The organism is Petrotoga halophila DSM 16923 (genome assembly GCF_002924615.1).
The window spans coordinates 1-15399 of the sequence record NZ_JALY01000101.1; the positions used below are offsets into that span (position 1 = coordinate 1).

Here is a 15399-nt window from a genome sequence, read left to right on the forward strand (position 1 = left end):
TTTTAGAGTTTTTAAAAACACTATAAAAATCTATCATCTTAGGAGGTAAAAAGTGAAAGAAATCATATTAGGAATTGTTCAAGGTCTAACGGAATTTCTACCAGTATCCAGTTCAGGACATCTGGCTATATTTTCATCCTTTATGAATATCGATACCAACGTACCATATTTCGCCCTTCTTCATTTATCCACCTTTTTTGCAGTATTGTTCTTTGTTTGGAAGGAAGTTGTCAGTTTGATCAAGGGACTCTTTAAATTGGAAAAAGAATCACTTTCTCTAATCCTTAAATTAATCATTTCTTCGATTCCAGCTGCTATTGTAGGTTTCACTTTGGAATCTTCGATTGAATCAGCCTTTTCTTCTCTTACATTGATTGGAGTTTTTTTAATGGTAACAGCCATCTTTTTATTAATCTCTGACACACTAAAAGGCAAAAAGAGTTTAGCAGAGATAACCTATGTTGATGCTTTGGTTATAGGTCTCATGCAAGCCCTTGCAATATTTCCGGGGATATCTAGAAGTGGGGCAACGTTGTTCGGTGCTCTTTTAATGAAAACAAAAAGGGAAGATGCACTGAAATATTCCTTTTTGATGAGCCTCCCTGTAACCTTTGGGGCAGGTATTTTTGAAATAAATAAGGTAACTTTTTCTCCTTCGGTAATTTTTGGAAGTTTGTTTGCGTTCTTGTTTGGCTTATTGGGATTGTATCTACTGAAAAAAACGGTACTGGTTGGAAAATTAAAGTATTTTTCATATTACTGTTTTGCTATCGGCCTCATAGCCATTATTATTTAGGAGCTAAAACTTTGTTTAAGTATTCTCATAAAATATTTGATATAATATTTGAGAGAACCTCAATAAAGTAGCAGGGAGTTTATGGTTTGAGAAAACAAGAAAGGCTAAAAAAAATACTTAACATTCTTTCTACAAGTAAATATTCAATACCAGGGCAACAACTTGCTGAAAGATTTGGTGTAACAAGGCAAGTAATAGTAAAAGATATTGCTATTCTGAAAGCCCAAGGTTATGATATACAATCTTCACCAAAAGGTTATTCAATGAATAAGAACAATAAATTGATTAAACTGATTGCTGTTAAACACACCCCGGAACAAATTGAAGATGAATTAAAAGCCATTGTAAACTGTGGTGGTAGAGTAATTGACGTTTCGGTAGAGCATCCTGTATATGGAGAATTAAGTGGTAGAATTGATGTAGATTCCATCGAAGAAGTAGAAACCTTTATAGCAAAATTAAAAACTTCTAAACCTTTATCAATAATAAACAATGGAGTTCATTTACACAGGATTGAAGTAGAAAACGAGGATCAATTTAACTGCATAAAAAGAGAACTAAAAAAGCGAAAAATTTTGTTAGACTAACCAAGTTTTTGAGATTCCAAAGAAAGTAAAGACCTAAAAGTGAGGGATGAAAAAAATGAAAAAAAGCATTTTAGCAACTCTCATTATCCTACTGTTTTCATTTAGCCTATTTGCTGCAGTTGAAGATACTATTAAAGACGCACGTTTCGCTGTTGAGGAGTTATTATCAAAACCAGATAGCGGAGCTTTTGTTCAATTAGTAGAAATGTCAGAAGGCTTAGTAATTTTTCCTACATTTTATAAATTGGGTTATGTGGTTGGTGGACAGTATGGTGAAGGCATTGTATTAAGAAAAGATAGTGAAACAGGAAAATGGTACGGACCATCATTTGTAAATATATATGGATTAAGCTGGGGAGCACAAATAGGAGTACAATCCGCAGCGTTAATTTTAGTTGTAATGAATGAAAAAGGAATGGAAGGGTTCATGGGAAACAACTTTACCTTAGGAGGTTCAGTCGGTATTTCTGCTGGACCATTGGGTAGACAGCTTTCTGCAGATTTAGATTATAAATTACAAGCATCCATATATTCTTATTCTATTGCAAAGGGTTTCTACGCTGGAGTTTCTGTTGAAGGGGCTTATATAAGAGCAGATGATAATGCCAATGAGGATTATTATAACGAATCTCTTTCACCTGAGCAAATTTTAAAAGAAAAAGAAGTCGATAACGAAGCAAAACAGATAGTAGAACTATTAGAAAAAGCGATATTAGAAAAGCAATTAAAAGAGAAAGAAACAACTTAAAAAGGATGCTATTACAGTTTTTGAGATTCTAAAAACAATAATAAAAATTCAATAAAAGGAGGAAACAAATTATGCCTTACGTAAACACAAAAGATATTTTAGAAAAGGCGAATAAAGAGTACTATGCTGTTGCAGCTTTTAACATTAACAATCTCGAGTTTCTTCAAGCTATTGTCGAAGGAGGGATAGAGAAAAAATCTCCCCTGATAATCGAAACAAGTGAAGGAGCAATGAAGTATGCTGGTATGGGTGATCCTTTGAGAGGAGCAAGCCTGTTTGTAAAAATGGTTAGAGAGTTTGCAGATTCTTTAGATATACCAATCGCTCTGCATTTAGACCACGGGAAGAATTTTAAATATATAATATCCGCAATAAAAGCTGGTTATTCATCTGTAATGATAGATGCATCGGATAAACCATTGGAAGAAAATATAAAAACTACGAAAGATATTGTAAGAATAGCCCATGCAGCGGGTGTTTCAGTGGAAGCAGAATTAGGAAAGTTAGCTGGAATAGAAGACAACGTTGCTTCATCTGAATCAGTCCTAGTTAATCCCGATGAGGCGAAATATTTTGTAGAGGAAACCCAAGTTGATTTTCTAGCTCCAGCCATTGGTACTTCCCACGGGGCATTTAAGTTTAAAGGAGAAGCTAAATTAGACTTTGATAGATTGAAAAAAGTTAAAGAATTGACAAAAATGCCTTTGGTACTACACGGTGCTTCAAGTGTTGTGCAAGAAATGGTCGAAATAGCTGAAAATTATGGAGCTGATTTTGGAGGATCAAAAGGTGTGCCTTCAGATATTTTGAAAGAAACCGTTCGACTAGGTATAAATAAAGTAAATACTGATACTGACCTTAGAATGGCTTTTGTTGCAGGATTAAGAGAATTCTTGCAGAACAATCCCAAAGAGTTTGATCCTAGAAAATACATGGGAACGGCAAAAACCTACGTGAAAAAAGTTGTTTCTGATAGATTGGAGCTTTTAGGTTCTGCTAATAAAGCTTAACTCAAAGTACAGCCATGGCTTCCATGGTTGTACTTTTTTAATTTTATCCAATCAAGAGTCACCAAGATTGTGAAAAAAAGATTTTGATTTTAAAAGGAGCGCTAATATTAATTTTTAGAATTTCTAGCATAGGAGGATTTCGAATGAAAATACTAGTGATCAACTCCGGAAGTTCATCCTTAAAATATCAAATATTGGAAATGGAAAACGAAAGTTGTCTAGTTAAAGGGTTGGTTGAAAGAATAGGGGAACAAGAATCGGATATTGAACAAGAAAGTAAAGGAAAAGAGTACAAAAACATAACCAAGATAAAAGACCATGAAGAAGCCTTGAAAAAAGTTATGGAATTGATAATTGATCCTGAATATGGATGTTTGAGAGAATTAAGTGAGATAGATGCGGTTGGGCACAGGGTAGTACATGGAGGAGAAAAGTTTTTCTCTTCCGTACTGATAGATGAAGAAGTTATTAAAGCTATAGAAGATAACGCTGAACTTGCTCCTTTACATAATCCTCCCAATTTGATGGGCATAAAAGCTGCTAAAAAATTATTACCCAAAGTACCCCAAGTAGCGGTATTTGATACATCATTTCATCATTCGATGCCAGAGAAGGCGTACATGTATGGATTACCTTACGAACTTTATCAAAAGTACAAGATAAGGCGGTACGGATTCCATGGAACCAGTCACAGGTACGTATCTAAAAAAGCCTCTGAGATATTAAAAAAAGATATGAAGGAATTAAAGATGATAACGGCACATTTGGGTAACGGTGCATCTTTAGCTGCGATTGACAGAGGAAAAGTGATCGATACATCGATGGGGTTCACACCTTTGGAAGGATTGATAATGGGAACAAGAAGCGGAGATATAGATCCAGGCATCGTTCTTTTCCTTACAAGAAAAGGTTACAGCGTAGATGAAGCGGACGATTTGTTGAACAAAAGAAGTGGTGTTTATGGTTTAAGTGAAATGAGCAACGACATGAGAGATATCCGAAAAGGAATAGAAAATGGGGATAAAAAGGCAAAGTTAGCATATGATGTGTATGTATATCGTTTAGCAAAATACATTGGAAGTTATATAACCGTACTAAAAGGATTAGATGCGTTGGTATTCACAGCAGGGGTGGGAGAAAATGACGAACATGTAAGAATGGATGTCTGTAATTATTTAGACTTCTTTGGAGTTAAAATTGATAAAGAAAAAAATACTTTGTTGAATAGAAAAGAAGGAATTATCTCAACTTCAGACTCCGATGTGGAGATTTTAATAGTAAAAACTGATGAGGAATTAATGATAGCTCAGGATACAAAAAGAATAGTGGAAGAATCGAACAACAAATAGTAATGCCTGTTTAAAGGGCATTACTATTGTCTCTATAACTTTTTGCCAGATTATAGTATTCTTTGGCGTGTTCTTTAATTTGCTCAAATTCTTCGTCAGTTAATTTTCTTATGACCTTTGCCGGAACACCTAAGGCCAAACTCTTTGGAGGAATTATTTTGTTTTCTGTTACCAAAGCTCCAGCTCCTATAAGACATCCTTCACCTATCTTTGCACCATTTAATATAGTTGCTCCCATACCTATGAGACAATTATCAGAGATTTCACAGCCGTGTATAATAGCGTTGTGTCCAATAGTAACGTAACTGCTAATTATAGTTGGATATTCGGTGTCGATATGAACTACTGAGTTATCTTGTACGTTTGTGAATTCCCCAATGGTTATAGAACCAATATCTGCTCTCAATGTGGCATTGTACCAAATACTCGCTCCTTTAGCGATCTTTACATCTCCAATAATTTGACAACCAGGTGCTAAAAAAACATCTTCTTCAACAACAGGATATTTACCTTTATACTCATGAAGCATAATTTCACCTCTTTAATTTAGCTAAAGTTTTTGTGATATAATTATTATACATCAAAAAAGTAGAGAATAAAAAAACCGGATCCACGATGGATCCGGCAAGAATGTCTGGGTTTATCTCAGGGGGATAGGGGGATCTTTCTTTTTTCACTAATATTATAATATAGAATTTGTTAAACTTCAAGGTATATGAGTTACTATTAGATTTAGAACAGTTAAAGATTTGTATACTATTATTAAGCCAAAAAAGGAGGTCTTTCTTTTGAATAAAGTCTATGATTTTCACACACACACAATTTTGAGTGATGGAGAATTAATTTGCAGCGAGCAAATAAGACATGCACAAATTCATGGTTATGCAGCTATTGCAATATCTGATCATGTGGATGAGTCCAACATAGATTTTGTTTTAAGCAGTTTGAATAAATTTGTTGATAATGAAAGTAGTTACTTTGAAGGGATCAAGATTTTGAAAGGGGTCGAAATTACCCACGTTCCTCCCTTACTTATAGATGAACTTGCAAAACATGCAAAAGAAAACGGAGCTGATATTGTATTGGTTCACGGAGAAACTATAGTCGAGCCAGTTTTCAAAAAAACTAACTATTACGCTGTAACATCAAAGTATGTGGATATTTTAGCTCACCCTGGTTTAATTACCGAGGAAGAAGTTGCCCTGGCTGCCAGTAACGGAGTTTTTTTGGAATTAAGTGCCAGGAAAGGCCATAGTTTATCCAATGGGCATGTAGCAAAATTGGCTCAAAAATATGATGCAAAATTACTTGTAAATAGTGATTCTCACGGACCAGACGATTTTTTAGACTATGATTTTAGTTTGAAAGTGTCTATATCAGCTGGTTTAAGCATAGAAAAGGCAAAAAAGGTTGTAGAAAAAAATCCATTGGAATTATTGTAAATAACATTTTTAATGGAAGATTTACCAAAAATTTTTATTTCTTTATGTATTTTTAGAACCAAATCATATTGTTGGTGTCTAAATAAATAGTTTCATTGGGAGACTTTCTAACTTCAAGGGTGTCGTTTCTTTATGAAAGGAGGGAATTATGTGAGCAACAAAAGAATAAGTGAGAAAGAAGAGAAAAAAATAATGAAAAAAATAGAAAATATAGATTTTGAAGAAGCTGAAAAAGACGGGGAGACTCTCAAAGTAAAAGTAAAAAAGCCCAAGAAAAAAGTAAAATCAGTAGATACTTTCATTTCATTATTAATAAATAAGGCAAAGAAGAAAGGCAATAAGTTATCTTATTCCGATATTGATCATGCGATCCCTACAGATGTAGCAGACGAAATAGATAGTGATTACATTGAAAAGATTTACGACGCTTTGGAATCAGAAGGAATAGAAATTTTAGAAGAAGAAGTAGAAGAAGAAGAGAAAGATGCATTAAATGAAATAGAATGTGAAAATGAAGAGGTTGAAGAATTATTTTCAGATACAGAGCTTAAAATGTACGACAATATCTCCTTAGGTGATCCTATAAAAATATATCTCAAAGAAATAAGCAAAGTTGAGCTTTTAAGTCCTTCTAGAGAAAGACAACTAGCTAGACGAGCCCAAAGGGGTGATCAAAAGGCTAGAGACGAATTGATAAAGGCAAATTTAAGGTTAGTTATTAGTATTGCGAAAAGATACACAGGTAGAGGATTGACTTTTTTAGATTTGATCCAAGAAGGAAATATCGGATTGATAAAGGCTGTAGACAAATTTGACTGGAGAAAAGGTTTTAAGTTCTCAACTTATGCAACATGGTGGATTAGACAAGCAATCACCAGATCCATAGCTGATCAAGCAAGAACGATTAGAATTCCAGTTCATTTAGTCGAAACTATAAATAGAATGAACAAAGTCATCAGAGAGTATTTACAAGAAAATGGGGATTACCCTTCAGCAAAAGAACTTGCAGAAATTTTAGATAAGCCAGAAGATAAAATTAATGAAATCCTAATGAGTGCAAAAGATGTACTTTCTTTAAATTCACCTATATCTAGCGGTAATGGTGACGATGAAGAATCTGAAACAGGAGATTTTATTAGTACCGATGAAACAACCCCAGAAGAAGAAGCTCAAAAAATGATTATGAAAGAAAGATTAGAGGAAGTTCTTGACACTTTAAATTCTAAAGAAGCTTTGGTTTTGAAAATGAGGTATGGATTCTTAGATGGTAAACAGAAGACCTTAGAAGAAGTTGGACAGTTCTTCAACGTTACAAGGGAAAGAATAAGGCAGATAGAAACTAAGGCGTTGAGAAAATTGAGACATCCAAACAGAGTAGCACAATTAAAAGATATTGTAGAAAGTTAATTAAAAAGCCGCCTCGTCGAGGCGGTTTTTTAATTTCTACTTGTTTCCACCATTATACATTTAATGAAAGAATACTCTACGTTTGGTAAGTTTTTTAAGTATTCTTCGATTTCGTCTGATTCTGCACCAGGTTGAAACCAAAATCTTCTAAATCCTTCTTCGTATGCTTCTTTAACAGCTGTTATTCCATTTTTTGGGGGAACAACAAAAACAATTAAATCTATCTCACCTTTAGGCAGATCTTTTACAGAAGCATATGTTTCTATTCCTTCAATTTCGTCATACTTTGGATTAATAGGATAAAGTTTGTAACCTTTATCTTTTAAATTTTTCAACACTTTATATCCGTATTTTTCTTTATTGGTGGTTGCTCCAATTATAGCAATATTTCTCACATTTTTTAGGTCTATCAAAACAAGTCCTCCTCAGTTTTTAAGCTTACATTTTCTCCCCATTAAGTGCGTCATCCAACGTATGCCAAGCAAGGGTGAAGCATTTAGTTCTCATAGGAAATTTGGAGATATCAGAAAAAATTTCAATTCCATCTACTAATTCTTTATCGAATTCTTTGCCTTGTGACATCTTAATAATTTCTTGCAAAATTTTATTTGCCTCGTCTACTGTTTTTCCTTCAAGGTATTCACACATCATCGATGCACTTGCCTGACTTATAATACAGCCATGCCCTGTGAAAGTAACTTCTTTTATTATATTATCTTCTACTTTTAAATAAAGGGTTATCTCGTCTCCACAAGATAAATTTTTCCCTTCAGCTTTCTTAGCGTTTTGTATCTCTTTTTTGTACCTCTCATTTTTTGCATAATCCAATATTATATCAGAGTAAAGTTCTTCTAATCCTATTTTAACCACTCCCAAACCTTTTTTAATCCTTCACATAATTTATCAACATCTTCTTCTTCGTTATACAAATAGAAGCTTACCCTGCACGTGGCGGTTGTACCAAACTCTTTCATCAATGGCTGCGCACAATGATGACCGCTTCTAATTGCTACTCCAGTTAAATCGTTCAACAAGTGAGCTACATCGTGTGGATGAACACCTTTCATATCGAAGGATATTATTGACTGTTGCGTTTCTTCTTGAGGGCCGAATATTTCTAAAAAATCTAACTCTTTTAATTTTTTGAGGGCATACGAGGTAATTTGTTTATCATGTTCTTGAATATTATCCATGCCGATACTTTCAAGTATTTCTATGGATTTAGCCAATCCTACCGCTCCATCAACGTTTGGAGTTCCCGCTTCAAATTTGTAAGGTAATACGTTAAAAGTAGTCCCCTCGGTAGATACTTTGTCGATCATTTCTCCCCCGAACAAAAAAGGAGTCATCATATTTAAATATTTTCTTTTACCATACAAAACACCTATTCCTGTCGGTCCAAGCATCTTATGACCGGAAAAGGCTAGAAAGTCACAATCCATATTCTTCACATCGATAGGCATGTGTGGTACAGCTTGGGCACCGTCCACAACAATAATTATATCTTGTCTAATATTTCTAAGCTGTTTTACTAAAGTATTAACTGGGATAAGTTGACCGGTTACATTTGACAAAGCGGTAATACTTACTAACTTAGTTTTGTTGGTAACATGCTTAAGAAAATCAGATAAATCAAAAATTCCATTTTTTGCGGAATAATACTTTATCTTTAAATTAAAAATTTGGGCTATCTGCTGCCAAGGAACAAAGTTTGCATGATGTTCTATTGTAGATATCAAAATTTCGTCATCAGATTGCAAAATATTTGAAACTGCAACGGAATATGCTATAAGATTAAGAGATTCAGTCGCACCTTTTGTGAAAATAACTTCTTCTGGATCAGCGTTTATGAAATTTGCAACTTTACTTCTTGCATCTTCATAATACTGAGTGGCTTCAGCTGCTAAGGTGTGTGTTGATCTGTGGACGTTGGCATGATGGTGGAGGCTGTATTCATTTACAGCATCCATAACTTCTTTCGGCCTTAACGTGGTGGCAGCATTATCAAGATAGATCAATTTATGCCCTTTTATTTTTCTTTTTAAAGCTGGAAATATCTCCTCATATTCTTTGGAAGATAACATCTTTTACCTCCTGACTCGCCTCTTCATCAAAAACTTTAATTCTATCTATGGCAGATTCAAACAAACCTGAAGAAATTAACTTTTTTGCTTCTTCCAACGAGAATCCACGAGTCATCAGATAATATAATTTTTCCTTTTCAATAGTACCTACTGTAGCAGCATGTGCGGCATTTACCTCGTTTTCATCCACCAACAAACTGGGAAGCGCTTCGGCTTTGGCTTTTTCAGAAAGGGTTAAAGTGTACTCTGATTCGGATGCATTAGCCTCTTTGGCACCCTTTTTCAAATCCAAGAAACCCCTGAATATCGCCTTTGCTTTGTCTTTTATAACGCCTTTGGCATTGATTATCCCAGTTGTTTCCGGCGAATAGAACCTCATTAAATAAAGCATATCAATAACGTTATCCTTATCTCCCAAAAAATAAGGGAACAAATGAGCCTGTGCGCCTTCTCCTGCAAGTCTAAACACAATATGAGGTGAGGAAATTCTTCCACCAATATTTATATCTATGACTTCAACTTTTCCATTTTTCTGCACTTCAATAAGTGTGTTATCAACGTTTAAACTGTCATTGTTACATAAGTTTATATTTATCAGTTCTAAAGAAGCATTTTCTTTCACAATTATTCTATTTGAAGTCGTTCTAAATAACTTTTCGTTTTTGCTGGGCATTAAATACCTAATAACTGTGGCTTTAGAGAATGGGCTTATGTTATAAACTGAGGTCTCGTATATTGGGAACTTCCAGTCATACGTCAAAGTAATCGGTTCTCTTTCTTCTCCTTCGTTGGTTTTTAGATAAAAACCAGTATTAGAAAACGCTTCAGCCATCAATAAAAACTTCCTATGAGCACCTTCAAAGTCGTATTTGGCTAAAATTTCTATTCCATCCTGGTCGATTCCATTCAAACCTAATATCTTCCCTGTTGTGCTAACAGGGACAAAAGAAACGTATTTATCTGGTTCATACCCATTTAATTTAGCCCTTTTCCATTTAGGGAAACCCCAATTTTTGTAAGCTTCGTATCTATAATTTTTGAAAGTTTTTAACAATTCATTAGAAATCTGTTCCAAGGATGCTTGAAATTCATAATCCCCGTAATCTCTTTTTGGTGTAATTTGGGGAATTTGCCACTCAACCGCTTTTAGATCTTTATGCCTCATATCTATAGGTTTCTCAAAAATTGTCTCCATTGTTGTTCACTCCTTGATATAACGATTTCAAACAAAAAGCTTATCCTATGCTTGATTCTACTTCTAAATTTATTAATCTATTCAATTCAATTGCGTACTCTAATGGAAGCTCTTTTGCAAAAGGTTCTACAAAACCTCTAACTACCATGGCTTTAGCCTCAGCTTCACTTAATCCTCTACTCATCAAATAGTAAATCTGCTCTTCTTTGATTCTACCTATACGTGCTTCGTGTCCCACATCTGCTTCATCAGTGTAAACCTCGATAAGAGGAACCGTATCGCTTTTAGATTCGTTATCAAGCATTAAGGCTTGACAAGATACCGAAGCTTTTGCACCTTTGGCGTTTTCTCCTATCTTCAACCATCCTCTGTAAAAAGCCCAACCACCGCCAATGCTTATACTTCGTGCATCAACATTTGCGCTAGTATATGGTGCGAACATGAAAACTTTTGATCCTGAATCCATATGCTGGTTTGGCCCAGCATAAGTGATCGCCTTAGTTTCCGTTTTCGCTCCTTTGCCTTTGAGTATTGAAGATGGGTATATCATCGTTTTATGGCTCCCCAAAGATCCTGATACCCACTCCATTATACCATCTTCATCAACTATTGCTCTTTTTGTATTCAAATTGTATGTATTTTTACTCCAATTCTGAATCGTTGCGTATTTTACCCTGGCGCCTTTTTTAACATATATTTCTACCATACCTGCATGGAGGTTTGTTATTTCATAATAAGGGGCAGAACAACCTTCTATGAATGCCACCTCACTACCTTCATCGGCGACAATTATTGTATGCTCCATCTGACCCATTCCCGGGTTATTCATCCTAAAATAAGCTTGAAGAGGCAATGGAACCTTTACACCGTTTGGAATGTATAAAAATGTACCTCCACTCCACACCGCACCATGTAGAGCGGCATACTTATGGTTTGTAGGAGCAACTGCCTTCATGAAATACTCTTTAACCAAATCAGGGTATTCTTTAACGGCACTTTCCATATTTAAAAATATAACTCCCAAATTTTCAAGCTCTTTTTTTATATTTTGATAAACGATTTCAGAATCGTACTGCGCCCCAACACCGGACAAGGCCTTTTTTTCTGCCTCTGGTATTCCTAGTTTATCAAAAGTATCTTTTATTTCCGCAGGAACGTCATTCCACGATGTGGATTTTTTTGCCCTTGGCCTAATGTATGCTACGATTTTACTTACATCTAAGTCAGAAACATCAACCCCGAATCGAGGATCTCTCCATGTGTCAAATATATGTAATGATTTTAAGCGTAAGTCTCTCATCCAGGTAGGTTCTTCTTTTTGTTCGGATATTTCTTGAACTATCTTCTCGTTTAATCCTGGAATAGTTTTGTAGGCGTACGTCTCTGGATTTCTAAAATCGAATTTGCTCTGATCCACCAACAAATCTTCTATGTTAACATTTTCATTTTTTGCCATAATTTCACTCCTCGGAAATAGTTATTCCCATCTCTTGCTCCAACGTTGAGTAACCGTTTTCCTCTATCTCTTTAGCTAATTCTTCTGATCCAGTTTTAACTATCTTCCCATCTATATATATGTGGACGAAATCTGGAATAACAAAGTTCAAGATTCTTTGATAGTGTGTAATCAGTAATATGCCCATATCTTCAGTTTTTACTCTGTTAATGTTTTCTGCCACTATCCTCATTGCATCAATATCTAAACCGGAATCTATCTCATCCAATATACTCAATTTTGGTTTAAGAAATCCCATTTGTAGTATTTCACTTTTTTTCTTTTCACCACCAGAAAACCCTGTATTAATATATCTCTCCAAAAATTCTCTGTCGAGATCTAAATTTCGGGATAACTCGGATATCACTTTATTCAATTCCAATAGTGTAATTTTATCTTCTTTATGAATGTTTCTGAAAGAATTAATCAAAAATTGTCTCATTTTTATACCTTCCACCTCTTCAGGAGTCTGAAAAGACATAAACAAACCTAATTTAGCCCTTTCATCTGTAGAAAGATCTAAAAGAGAGTGCCCTTCGAATAAGATATCTCCTGAAGTAACTTGGTACCTTGGATTTCCCATGATAACATGGGCTAATGTAGATTTTCCAGACCCATTTGGACCCATTAACGCATGTATCTCACCCTTATTTATAGTTAAGTTAACGCCTTTTAATATTTCAACATCTTCATCTCTAACTTTTGCCTTTAAATCCTGTATTTCCAAAAGAGCTGACATCACTTTTCCTCCTTCTAATCCACTATCTTGTTTTTTATATATCTTACTTTTAAATTCTACCATATTAGTCAACTTTAAGTCAAGAAAATTTGTACAAAAAGAAGTACATTAAACAACTCTTAAAATTTAAAGTAGAATATCCATAATTGGTTAAATTTCAACGTATTTTAAATCCCAATGTCTAAGTCTTAAATGATCCCTCTTATTTCCTCTAAAGTTGAAATTTTTGCTTTTTTCATGTATTCTTCTATACCCTCAATGATTTCAACACAAACGTTGGGATTGATAAAATTAGCGGTACCTACTTGCACAGCCCACGCACCTGCCATTATGAATTCAATAGCATCTTTATAATCCATAATTCCGCCAAGACCTATAACAGGAACATCAACAGCTTTTGAAACTTCATACACCATTCTTAAGGCAATAGGTTTGATACAAGGTCCAGATAGACCCGCAGTTATATTATCGAAGATGGCTTTTTTCTTGCTTATATCTATCGCTAAGGCAGGAAAAGTGTTTACGAGTGATAGTGCGTCCGCTCCTGCTTCAACACAACTTTCAGCCATTTCAACTATATTTTCAGCACTTGGAGATAATTTTACCATGAGGGGCTTTTTGCAAACTTTCCTAACTTGTGTTACAACGTTGTTAGCTATTTCTGCCTTGGTACCAAAAGAAATGCCTCCTTCTTTTACGTTGGGGCAAGAAATGTTCAACTCTATCATATCTATTTCGGTTTGATTCAGTTTCTCAACAGAAATAACGTATTCTTCGATTGTATTTCCACTAACATTGGCAATTATCACCGTATCTTGACTGTTTAGGAAAGGGAGCTCTTCTTCAATAAATGCGTCTATGCCGGGATTTTGTAAGCCGATACTGTTCATTATTCCGCCTGTGGTTTCGTGAATCCGTACACCTTTATTTCCTTCTCTTTGCCTTAAAGTTAGCCCTTTGGTGGATAATCCACCTAATTTTGAGATGGGAAAGTATTCTGAAAACTCTCTACCAAAACCAAAAGTCCCAGAAGCAGCTATTACAGGATTTTTAAACTCTACCCCAGCGATGTTTACTTTGGTATCAATCATCAAAAAATACCTCCTCTCCCTTAAAAACAGGCCCCTCTTTACATACCCTTTTCATCCCAAATTTTGTCTTTATACTGCATCCCAAGCATGCCCCCATACCACAAGCCATGACACTTTCCATAGAGACAAAAACAGGAGCCTTATTCTCACATTTTTCAACTACTTTTTTCATCATGGGAGAAGGGCCACAAGTGAAAGCAACATCATATTTTTCTGGTTTAAAGATATCCGTTATGAAACCTTTTTGACCTGTAGAACCATCTTCGGTCGTTATATAGATCTTATCCACATACTTTTGTACGTAGTCCATATAATAAACTTCATTTGTGAATCCAGCACAAAAATCTATCCCTGTATTCAACTTTTTTGCCAAATAAATCATTGGAGCTATGCCTATACCACCTGAAATTAAGGCAATCTTTCCTTTCACATTCAAATTAAAACCGTTTCCCAAGGGACCTAAAACCTTTAACTTATCTTTTGGTTTTAGTTTAGATAGGTAATTTGTTCCTCGACCAACAACTTTGTACAAAAAAGTCAAAACACTTTCTTCTACATTGCATATACTAAAAGGTCTAGACAAAAGAGGATCCAGTTCCCAACTACGCAGCATATAAAACTGTCCAGGATCACCCATACTGTCGTTGGATTCTATTTGAACTTTCAACTCGAATATATCTTTTGCGATTTCAGTATTAGAGAAAATATCTACTTCCCTATACCCCTCTTTCACTATCAATATCCTCCCTCATTTCAAGTACGGCTTTTCTGGCATAATCTGCAAATCTTTGGTTCCCATCTTCGTAGTTTTTATAAGCCGTAATTATTCCCCTTGAAGAGTTGATAATGCCTCCATTATCGTTGTTTAAATAAAGAGAAACGTCTTTTCCAGTAGCCCCCTGATGACCGTATCCAGGAATCAAAAAGAACATATTTTTGTATCTATTTCTAATTTCTTTTGCTTCCTCAACATGTGTCCCACCTACAACCGCACCTATTGAACTGTAGCAACAACTTCCTCGGTACTTAGCCCCTATTTCATTGAGTCTGTCTCCGATAATGTAATAAAGATATTCATCTTTTGGAGATACTTTCAAATACTGGATATCTTTGGCTCCTGGATTCGATGTTCTTAGAAGCACGAAGACTCCTTTTTCTCCACTTTCAATGTATTTAAGGAAAGGTGTTAAGGTATCAAAACCAAGATATGGATTCAAGGTTATAAAATCAACCTCAAACTCCCCTTCAAAATGAGCTTTAGCGTACATCTCAGCGGTGGATGAAATATCTCCTCTTTTTATATCCCCGATTGTTATCTTTTTTATACTTCTTAAATATTCTATCGTTTTTTTATACCCTAAAAGACCTTTTATGCCGTATGCTTCATAAAATGCTATTTGTAATTTATAGACAGGTACTAAATCATGTGTTTTATCTATTATCTCTTTGTTGAATT

The 15399-nt window shown here is 34.9% G+C and carries 17 protein-coding genes; 7 read left to right on the forward strand and 10 right to left on the reverse strand.

The window, feature by feature from the left end:
* The first annotated feature begins 52 nt into the window (after nucleotides 1-52).
* The 5 genes from AA81_RS04450 (at nucleotide 53) to AA81_RS04470 (ending at nucleotide 4490) form a co-directional block, all read left to right on the forward strand.
* Nucleotides 53-796 carry an undecaprenyl-diphosphate phosphatase gene (locus tag AA81_RS04450; RefSeq protein WP_103078632.1) on the forward strand — a complete coding sequence of 248 codons (744 nt, stop codon included), beginning with the start codon at nucleotides 53-55 and terminating at the stop codon, nucleotides 794-796.
* 86 nt (nucleotides 797-882) lie between these two features.
* Complete coding sequence (locus tag AA81_RS04455) at nucleotides 883-1383, forward strand: transcription repressor NadR (RefSeq protein WP_103078633.1); 501 nt, start codon at nucleotides 883-885, stop codon at nucleotides 1381-1383.
* 55 nt (nucleotides 1384-1438) lie between these two features.
* The gene (locus AA81_RS04460; RefSeq protein ID WP_103078634.1) at nucleotides 1439-2131 is read left to right on the forward strand and encodes a lipid-binding SYLF domain-containing protein; all 693 of its coding nucleotides are present in this window, start codon (nucleotides 1439-1441) and stop codon (nucleotides 2129-2131) included.
* A gap of 71 nt (nucleotides 2132-2202) precedes the next feature.
* Nucleotides 2203-3141 carry a class II fructose-1,6-bisphosphate aldolase gene (gene fba, locus AA81_RS04465; protein WP_103898324.1) on the forward strand — a complete coding sequence of 313 codons (939 nt, stop codon included), beginning with the start codon at nucleotides 2203-2205 and terminating at the stop codon, nucleotides 3139-3141.
* Between the two features lie 143 nt (nucleotides 3142-3284).
* On the forward strand, nucleotides 3285-4490 hold the full coding sequence (locus AA81_RS04470) for an acetate kinase (protein ID WP_103898325.1): 1206 nt from the start codon (nucleotides 3285-3287) through the stop codon (nucleotides 4488-4490).
* A 10-nt stretch (nucleotides 4491-4500) separates the two neighbouring features.
* On the opposite strand, the gene AA81_RS04475 is transcribed toward AA81_RS04470, so the two are convergent.
* Nucleotides 4501-5019: a gamma carbonic anhydrase family protein gene (locus tag AA81_RS04475; RefSeq protein WP_103898326.1), complete on the reverse strand. Its 519-nt coding sequence runs from the start codon at nucleotides 5017-5019 to the stop codon at nucleotides 4501-4503.
* Nucleotides 5020-5278: 259 nt separating this feature from the next.
* On the opposite strand from AA81_RS04475, the gene AA81_RS04480 reads away from it, so the two are divergent.
* Nucleotides 5279-5932 (forward strand): histidinol phosphate phosphatase domain-containing protein, encoded by a 654-nt coding sequence (locus AA81_RS04480; protein ID WP_103898327.1) that lies wholly within the window; start codon nucleotides 5279-5281, stop codon nucleotides 5930-5932.
* Between the two features lie 192 nt (nucleotides 5933-6124).
* Nucleotides 6125-7339, forward strand: coding sequence for a sigma-70 family RNA polymerase sigma factor (locus tag AA81_RS04485; protein WP_342750123.1), 1215 nt, complete (start codon nucleotides 6125-6127; stop codon nucleotides 7337-7339).
* Between the two features lie 29 nt (nucleotides 7340-7368).
* On the opposite strand, the gene AA81_RS04490 is transcribed toward AA81_RS04485, so the two are convergent.
* The 9 genes from AA81_RS04490 to pyrF all read right to left on the reverse strand — a co-directional run.
* A complete protein-coding gene (locus tag AA81_RS04490; protein ID WP_103898337.1) occupies nucleotides 7369-7749 on the reverse strand; it encodes a CoA-binding protein in 381 nt (126 codons plus the stop codon).
* Nucleotides 7750-7777: 28 nt separating this feature from the next.
* Nucleotides 7778-8209: a Fe-S cluster assembly sulfur transfer protein SufU gene (gene sufU, locus AA81_RS04495; protein ID WP_245863448.1), complete on the reverse strand. Its 432-nt coding sequence runs from the start codon at nucleotides 8207-8209 to the stop codon at nucleotides 7778-7780.
* Nucleotides 8197-9423 carry a SufS family cysteine desulfurase gene (locus AA81_RS04500; protein ID WP_103898330.1) on the reverse strand — a complete coding sequence of 409 codons (1227 nt, stop codon included), beginning with the start codon at nucleotides 9421-9423 and terminating at the stop codon, nucleotides 8197-8199. The genes sufU and AA81_RS04500 overlap by 13 nt, the downstream gene beginning before the upstream one ends.
* Nucleotides 9401-10618, reverse strand: a complete 1218-nt coding sequence (locus tag AA81_RS04505; RefSeq protein WP_103898331.1) for a SufD family Fe-S cluster assembly protein — start codon at nucleotides 10616-10618, stop codon at nucleotides 9401-9403. Before AA81_RS04505 ends, AA81_RS04500 begins: the two co-directional genes overlap by 23 nt.
* A 40-nt stretch (nucleotides 10619-10658) precedes the next feature.
* Nucleotides 10659-12074: a Fe-S cluster assembly protein SufB gene (gene sufB / locus AA81_RS04510; protein WP_103898332.1), complete on the reverse strand. Its 1416-nt coding sequence runs from the start codon at nucleotides 12072-12074 to the stop codon at nucleotides 10659-10661.
* A gap of 4 nt (nucleotides 12075-12078) precedes the next feature.
* Nucleotides 12079-12852: a Fe-S cluster assembly ATPase SufC gene (sufC, locus tag AA81_RS04515; RefSeq protein WP_103898333.1), complete on the reverse strand. Its 774-nt coding sequence runs from the start codon at nucleotides 12850-12852 to the stop codon at nucleotides 12079-12081.
* 188 nt (nucleotides 12853-13040) lie between these two features.
* A complete protein-coding gene (locus AA81_RS04520; protein WP_103898334.1) occupies nucleotides 13041-13943 on the reverse strand; it encodes a dihydroorotate dehydrogenase in 903 nt (300 codons plus the stop codon).
* The gene (locus tag AA81_RS04525) at nucleotides 13936-14676 is read right to left on the reverse strand and encodes a dihydroorotate dehydrogenase electron transfer subunit (RefSeq protein ID WP_103898335.1); all 741 of its coding nucleotides are present in this window, start codon (nucleotides 14674-14676) and stop codon (nucleotides 13936-13938) included. The genes AA81_RS04520 and AA81_RS04525 overlap by 8 nt, the downstream gene beginning before the upstream one ends.
* The coding region (gene pyrF / locus AA81_RS04530) for an orotidine-5'-phosphate decarboxylase (RefSeq protein ID WP_103898336.1) at nucleotides 14660-15399 on the reverse strand (740 nt) is incomplete at its 5' end. The genes AA81_RS04525 and pyrF, both read right to left, overlap by 17 nt.